This window comes from Sphingomonas sp. PAMC 26617 (assembly GCF_000242835.1).
Lineage (GTDB): Bacteria > Pseudomonadota > Alphaproteobacteria > Sphingomonadales > Sphingomonadaceae > Sphingomonas.
The window spans coordinates 229731-234213 of sequence record NZ_JH594426.1 but is presented as its reverse complement, the minus strand read 5'-3'; the positions used below and the strand labels follow the sequence as shown (position 1 = coordinate 234213).

The following is a 4483-nucleotide window of genomic DNA, read 5'->3' as shown; positions in this document are numbered from 1 at the left end:
AACCAAATGCTTAAAGGCGCGAGGCAAATGTTTCAGAGATACCTACCGGTTGCGTCACAGCACGTTTCAGATCCTACAAAGGACGCGATAAAAGCTCAGGTCGTATGGAATCGTTTTTCATCGGCCCTTAAAGATAAACTAAAACCCAGTGAGTTAACTGAAATCCAAAGCATGCTTTGTGCGGGACAAGACCAAAAGCTTTATCGGCATTGTCAAACGCTTATTCGTCGCGTTTATGGGGCCGACGCGGTATCTATATTAATGCAATGCGAATTTAGCTAATTTTCTTTTGATCAGGCGCAGCGTCGAGACTTGCCCATAGGACATCTAGAAACATTTGCTGCTCAGCGGACCTACCGCCCTCGTCCGCCATATCGCACCGCTGGGCTGGGAGCATATCGCACTCACCAGCGAGTATAGCTGGGAAAGGGATGATCGGCCGAGACCGGATCAGCTCAAGCCACTAGCGCGGCAACCCAGTCCGAAGCCGACCAGGGAGGTCAGAAGCGTGTACCGAAGCCAGCGATGATCTGCGCGTTCGGCGTCTGATGATTTAGCCCGATGTTCCCGCCAAGGTCTATCTGAAACTTGGGAGTGAGCATGTAGGCGACGGCGACGTCCGCCGAATACTGGTGTATGTGGCCGGACGGATCGTAGTTTTGCGATGTCCACAGCTCGCCGAAGGCAGTGAGCCTGGACGTCACGGGCTTCTGGAGGACGGCCGCCATCACGATTTGCAGGTGACGCCGCCCGGGGTGGTCGTTGTTGGTGAGCAGGTCGGCCTCCGGGCTGACGGTGAGCGCGAAGCCCTGGTGGAGCTTGACCACGACCGGGGCGGTGACACCGCCCTCCAATTGGCGGTTGCCGATCCCGAGCCTGGCGGTTGGCACCTTTACGATGCCGACGACGGCGTAGCGCACGGTCCGGTTGGGGTTAGTCAGCCGGTGCTTCAGCCGCAGCGTCAGGTCGCCCACGCCGCGAAGATGGCTGACGCCCGTATCGTCGCGGCTTCGGACTTCCACATAGGGCGCGATGTTTGCCTCGATGTCGGTATAGTCGCCCAGCCCGTATTTAAGTGTCGGGTTGACGTACTCGATAGTGTCGATGCGTGCGCCGGCGTAGCTATTAACTGTCCAGTTGCCGATGTCGGACTCCAGCTGGATGCACCCCTTGGGTAGCACGCACGGAGCGCTCGACTTGGTCGGCCGCTCGAAACAGAGCTTTGTGGTGTCTCTTAGGGCGACATGGGACACGGGGGCGCTGCCGTCGGATGACGCATCTTTCATGTCCTCCTGAGGCATCGCCTTAGGTGACGTACCGGCCTGTGCCGTCGCGACGGCGGGGGCAAGCGCGAGCAGCACGGCTGACGCAATGGCAGTCTTGTCGATGTGAAGTCTCCAGGAGGATCCCGTGGGGTGGTCAAGACCGTCATCCGGTATCGGGTGGTGAGCTACAATCCCTGGTGCGCACGAAATGTGTATGCCGCCGCTTGCTCGTTACCTATTTTGGCTGGGCGGACGCCCCCTTCGGACTTCTGCTCATGTCTGCTTTTGCGCCCCTGCCGCCTGTCTGCTTTCTTTCCAATAGCTGCCGCCGCAAAAGAGAACCCTCGAAAAAAGCTTGTCGCGGATGCGGTTTTCGGCTTCGGCCACGCGCCTCGGCCTGACCTAGCCGACGGTTGCACGCCATGTCGATGCGTTGGAAGCGGCTCTGGGCTCCGACCTGTTCGTGCGCTCCCAGCGCGGACTTGCGCCGACCAAACTGGCGCCGGCGCTGCGACCTCATGCCGAAATCATGGGGTCTACGGTCGCCGCGCTTCTCCGCACTGCAAGCGGGGCGGCGGGCACCGTAGCGGGTACCGTGCGCATCAGCGCCAGCGAGGTCATCGGCGTCGAATATTTGCTACCGGTTCTAACCCAGTTACGACGCGAACATCCGCAGCTCGTGATCGAACTTGCACTGACCGACCGCGTGGACGATCTGCTTCGGCGCGAAGCGGATATCGCCGTGCGCAATACCGAACTTACCCAGGGCGCATTGGTCGCCCAACGCCTGGCTCCCGTCGATCTCGGTTTCCATGGGCACCGGGATTATTTCGGGCGGCACGGCGTGCCGGCCACGCTCGCGGACCTAGCCAGACATGACCTTATCGGTTTCGACGCCGAGACTCCTGCGTTGCGGGCGATGCTTGCCCACCTGCCCGGGCTTGACCGGACTAGCTTCGCGCTACGCCCGGACAGCAACCTGGCGCAACTCGCCGCCATCTAGGCCGGGTTCGGCATCGGCCTGTGCCATGTGACCATGGCACAGGCCGATCCGATGCTGGCGCGCGTGTTGGAGACTGTGGGTTTCGCGCTACCGCTATGGATCGTGATGCACGAGGACACCAAGACAAACGCCCGCTACCGATTGGTGTCGACGGCTTGGTGCAGGCGCTTCAGGGTCTCGCTCGACCGGGTGGCGTTTGATCCAGGCATTCCAATTTTGCGATCCCAATTGGGACTATGCCTTGCGCCGTAAGGCGGCGTCTAGCGCTGACAAAGTTGGCAGTTATTGACACCGCCGCGATCGGCGACGCTCTTTCGCGATCGACCGTTTACGAGCAATTATATTGGCACGCGTTATCAAATATTTGCGCGTGAGTTCCAGCGATCTTGCGCTCAATGAAACCATAGAGCATGACCTTTTTCGGTCCAGCATCCAATCGAACAGAGCAAAACTGGGCTTATTAGGAGAGACTGCGATGAAAGCTACTATCTTGGCGATCGGTGCCTGCGGCTTGCTGGCCGCCGCACCGGCACTCGCCCAAATGAATAATTCTATGTCAAATGGTTCGATGAAAAGCGCGCCGATGGGACAACCCAAGACCGGTGGGTCAATGGGCACTTCGATGTCGACTCAGTCTGGCACAACAGCCAAATCTGAAGAAACAAAGGAATCGAGCGCGAGCGAAGCGCATGAAAACAAGATGGCGATGAAGCATCGGAAACACCACAAGAAGCATCATCGGATGCATCATACCAGCAAGATGCCAGCGAAAACCGGAATGTGAACGTGAAGGATCGTCCGGTTCAAGATATTGGACCGGGCGATCCTGCTTGTACCAACGAATAGTTAATCATCATCGCCGTGCTCACGCCACTGCTGGTGCTCGCGACGCTCATGCTCCCAGTAACGCCGCCGCTCCTGTTCGCGTTGCCAGCGTTCAATCTGCTCGTGCCGCTCGTGAGCGCGCCAAGCGTCGATGCGCTCGTCGTCATACCCTCCGTAGCGCGGATCAGCATAGGCGTAATAGCCACCTCGATTATAGGCATCGTCATCGTAGGTGTGACCGCCATAGCCACCCGAGCCGAAGCTGAGGGTTACGCCACCATAGCTTTGCGCTGATGCTGGGGACGCCAGCGCCACGACCGAAGCGGTCGCGAGCGCAGCGGTTAGCGCCAAGGTGCGGATCATCTCGGTCTCCTTTTGTGTATGTCGCAATGTTTATCGGCAATCGTTTCCGCTTCGCTCGATCGCGCGGCCCGCCAGCGCGCCGCCTCCCGCGCCCAGGATCAGGCCCGTCGTGCTTGGCCTGTTGTATTCGCCTCCGCGACCGATCTCACGTCCGAGCAATCCGCCCGCGACCGCGCCAAGGATCGCTCCGGTCGTACCGGATTTACAGCGTCGACCCTGATAATAGGTCTTCGGTTGAGGGTAGTCGCTGCGATCGACGTAGCCTTGGCCGCGATCATAGCCCTGGTACCCATCACGCTGATATTGCCGCTCGTATTCGGCGCGACGGTTGTACTGGTCACTCCGCTGCTGCTGACGTTGGTATTCGCGCTGCTGCCGGTAGTTTTGGTAGCGGGCATCCTGATCGTACTGGCCCTGATCATACCCACTGCCCTCGTTCTGATAGCGCTGGTGATAACCGTCCCGGCTATAATCGTCCTGTGCCAACGCGGGAACGGACGCGATGACAGCGGTCGCCACACCTGCAACGGCCAAAGCGATAGTGAACTTGTTCGTCACGGCCTGTCTCCTCAGGGACTAACTCGATAGTGCCGTATTATAGGGAAGGCTGTGGCGTAACGCTGAACGCGCTTGTTATGCGTTATTCAGGAATACACTCGCCCGACAGCACGTCGGTGATTGCTCCGTGATGTAGCTTGTATCGGCGCTGTCTGCCTTCCGATAATAGCGTCCTTCTAAGACGACGCTGGACTTCTCGGCCACTCTTCGGTTCTGGGAAGCGAGGTATTGACCGATGCCGTGAACTGCGTGAGCTTAAACCATTTTCAAAGAAAGCATTGATGATGTATCGGGTTGGCTTTTTCTGCGCTGCTGTGGTTCCGTTAGTTATCCTCGCAATGCATGTCGAACATGCGTCTGACTATGTTGCATTGCTGCCGGGAGCCCTCATTGGCTTGGGAATCATAGGGCTTCTCCAAAAACGCCGTTGCGCTACGCCTCGCGCGCAATAGCTGGATTCCCGTTCCTT

6 protein-coding genes are annotated in these 4483 nt (G+C 58.6%); 3 read left to right on the top strand and 3 right to left on the bottom strand.

Annotated elements, in window-relative coordinates; translation table 11 throughout:
* A partial coding sequence (locus RH91_RS23300; RefSeq protein WP_232283619.1) for a hypothetical protein occupies positions 1–282 on the top strand: 282 nt, incomplete at its 5' end.
* A gap of 218 nt (positions 283–500) precedes the next feature.
* Here the strand turns inward: RH91_RS23300 and RH91_RS19805 are convergent.
* On the bottom strand, positions 501–1361 hold the full coding sequence (locus tag RH91_RS19805; RefSeq protein WP_010165087.1) for a transporter: 861 nt from the start codon (positions 1359–1361) through the stop codon (positions 501–503).
* Between the two features lie 337 nt (positions 1362–1698).
* Here RH91_RS19805 and RH91_RS19800 point away from each other — a divergent pair, with 337 nt between their 5' ends.
* Positions 1699–2268 (top strand): LysR substrate-binding domain-containing protein, encoded by a 570-nt coding sequence (locus RH91_RS19800; RefSeq protein ID WP_010165084.1) that lies wholly within the window; start codon positions 1699–1701, stop codon positions 2266–2268.
* Positions 2269–2611: 343 nt separating this feature from the next.
* The gene (locus RH91_RS22660) at positions 2612–3052 is read left to right on the top strand and encodes a hypothetical protein (RefSeq protein ID WP_157137044.1); all 441 of its coding nucleotides are present in this window, start codon (positions 2612–2614) and stop codon (positions 3050–3052) included.
* 62 nt (positions 3053–3114) lie between these two features.
* Here the strand turns inward: RH91_RS22660 and RH91_RS19795 are convergent, their stop codons facing one another.
* Positions 3115–3456: a hypothetical protein gene (locus tag RH91_RS19795; protein ID WP_010165081.1), complete on the bottom strand. Its 342-nt coding sequence runs from the start codon at positions 3454–3456 to the stop codon at positions 3115–3117.
* Between the two features lie 30 nt (positions 3457–3486).
* Entirely contained in the window at positions 3487–4014 is a 528-nt protein-coding gene (locus RH91_RS19790) for a hypothetical protein (RefSeq protein ID WP_157137043.1), read from the bottom strand.
* Positions 4015–4483: the final 469 nt, after the last annotated feature.

Excerpts from the sequence above, each read along its gene's own strand:
- RH91_RS19795 (WP_010165081.1), bottom strand. The coding sequence starts at position 3,456 with ATGATCCGCACCTTGGCGCTAACCGCTGCGCTCGCGACCGCTTCGGTC.